Source organism: thiotrophic endosymbiont of Bathymodiolus puteoserpentis (Logatchev) (assembly GCF_900127505.1).
GTDB lineage: Bacteria > Pseudomonadota > Gammaproteobacteria > PS1 > Pseudothioglobaceae > Thiodubiliella.
Map to the genome: position 1 here is coordinate 1 of NZ_UEXF01000001.1, position 2,100 is coordinate 2,100.

4 protein-coding genes are annotated in these 2,100 nt (G+C 36.9%); 2 read left to right on the plus strand and 2 right to left on the minus strand.

The window, feature by feature from the left end:
* On the minus strand, window positions 1–404 hold a 404-nt coding region (locus BHECKSOX2_RS00005; protein WP_425356601.1), incomplete at its 3' end, for a transposase.
* Window positions 405–421: 17 nt separating this feature from the next.
* Here BHECKSOX2_RS00005 and BHECKSOX2_RS00010 point away from each other — a divergent pair.
* Together BHECKSOX2_RS00010 and BHECKSOX2_RS00015 are read left to right on the plus strand one after the other, a co-directional pair.
* Entirely contained in the window at window positions 422–931 is a 510-nt protein-coding gene (locus BHECKSOX2_RS00010) for an ATPase, T2SS/T4P/T4SS family (protein WP_139681945.1), read from the plus strand.
* 14 nt (window positions 932–945) lie between these two features.
* Window positions 946–1,101 (plus strand): hypothetical protein, encoded by a 156-nt coding sequence (locus tag BHECKSOX2_RS00015; protein WP_180323579.1) that lies wholly within the window; start codon window positions 946–948, stop codon window positions 1,099–1,101.
* Window positions 1,102–1,258: 157 nt separating this feature from the next.
* On the opposite strand, the gene BHECKSOX2_RS00020 is transcribed toward BHECKSOX2_RS00015, so the two are convergent.
* A partial coding sequence (locus BHECKSOX2_RS00020) for a cell envelope integrity TolA family protein (RefSeq protein ID WP_483444631.1) occupies window positions 1,259–2,100 on the minus strand: 842 nt, incomplete at its 5' end.

The window sequence follows — 2,100 nt, forward strand, 5'->3', positions numbered from 1 at the left end:
TTAGCTTCAATGACGGTGGCATCAATAATGTTGATTGAACCTAGAGAAACAATAATACTGTTTTGTTCTAAATGATGATTGATTTGTTCTAGTAGTGCTTCTAGCAAATTTTCAGTATTGAGTAATTGTCTAAAACGCCAAATGGTGGAATGGTCTGGCACTGCTTCGCTTAAACTTAAATCAATGAAGCGTCTGAACATTAAATCTCTAGCAATTTGTTTTTCTAAGGCTTCATCGCTAAGCGCATACCAAGCCTGAAGAATTAGGATTTTAAACATCATTATGGGTGGATAGGCGCTTGCACCTGTTTTGGAGGTATAAAGATTTGATAGTGTTTGTTCTATCTCGCCCCAGTTAATGATGTTATGCACATCGTCTAGTTCTGATAGAGATTTATGTTCAATAACAAGAGAATCTGCAAATGAATTTTGTTGGGTGTTTTTCTAAGATATTTTGGGTGTTTTATGGGTGTTTTAGATGGGTGTTGTTTTATCAGATTGGTGGTTTTTTGGTTGGGTTATGCAAAGGTCTCAGTTTATTAAATAGTGGTGAACTGGGTGTAACAATCACCATTGAAGATCCTGTTGAGTACTTACACCACAAGGATACGATTTTTCAAAGGGAGGTTGGAACAAAAGTTAAAGATTTTAAGACGGGGCTTGTTGATGCAGTTAGGGTAAATCCAACAACAATCGTTATTGGTGAGATTAGAGACACTGAAACAGCATTGGAGGCAGTCAGAGCGGGTCTCAATGGTCATAGAGTACTAGCTACGCTACACGCATCTAGCATTAAAGAAGCAATATCAAGACTATGGGCTTTTTTAAACGACCAAGGTGATGAGTTGTTAGTTCAATCACTACAAGGTATTGTTGCACAGCACTTAATACATATTACTAATAAAAAAAATATTGTCTTTACGAGGCATTAGAAGTAGATCAAAAAGTGAAAAACATTTTAAATCAAGCGTTAGATCATAATTCACAGCTCACTTTAAATGCTTGTGATTTGAGACAAAAAAATCGCATGACACTGGTTGAAAAAAAACAAAAACTTATCATTGACGGCATTGATGAAAATTTGCTTAATTGTATTTCCTAAATCATACTGGGGCTAATGCAGGGGTCTCGTTTTAATTTTTAGTGGGTAGTTTTGCATGGTGAAATATGACATCTACAGATACCAAAAAACCCCGGTACAATTTATGCGCTTCATAAATTGTACCGGGGTTTTTAGGAGCTCTAAAGCTAGTTAATTACTATAGAATAGTTAAGTCTTGCACATCCATATCCACATAAACATCCATATGTACATAAGAATTTCCACAAAATTTAACAGGTGCTGGCTCGAAAAATTCAACAGGTGCTAGCTCGAGATCAGTTGTTAAAGTTGTTGGGACTTTTTCCAAAGTAGCATTCCCTAAAAATCCATTAGCATGTGGTTCGTCAATATACTGAGTTCCTTCTGTATATTGAACAATCAAGATATCATCAATATCATTGCTGATAAAAACATCAGTAAAGTTGATTCCTTTTCCAGTGTCTTTGCCAAAGTAAAAGTAATTACTACCATTGCCTTTATCACTTGTGCCGGTAACTTCATCTAGTTTATGTATAGTACCTGAATCTTCTTGAGTGTCAATAGCATCGTCAATAGCATCGACAACATCAACAATATCGTCAGTGATTTGAGCAGTGTCAGTAGCATCAGCATCGTCAGCGATTTGAGCAGTTTTATTGGCATTTTCAATGATACTTTTAGCAATTTGAGCAGCTTCATTAGCATCTTCAATAGCACTTTCGGCAATTTCAGCAGAAGCATCAGCTTTTACAATAGCACTTTTAGCAACTTGAGCAGTTTCATTGGCATTTTCAATAGCACTTTCGGCAATTTCAGCAGAAGCATCAGCTTTTACAATAGCGTCTTTGGCAATTTTGGCATAATAATCAGCCTTTGCAATAGCGTCAGCATCTCCGTCGCGTTTAGCAACTTGAGCAGTTTCATTGGCATTTGCAACAGCGACTTCGGCAGCTCGAGCGTCTTTATCGGCATTTTCAATAGCGGTTTCAGCGATTTCGGCATAATAATCAGCCTTTGCAA

Coding starts and splice junctions, on each gene's coding strand:
- BHECKSOX2_RS00010 (WP_139681945.1), top strand. CDS start 422: ATGAATTTTGTTGGGTGTTTTTCTAAGATATTTTGGGTGTTTTATGGG.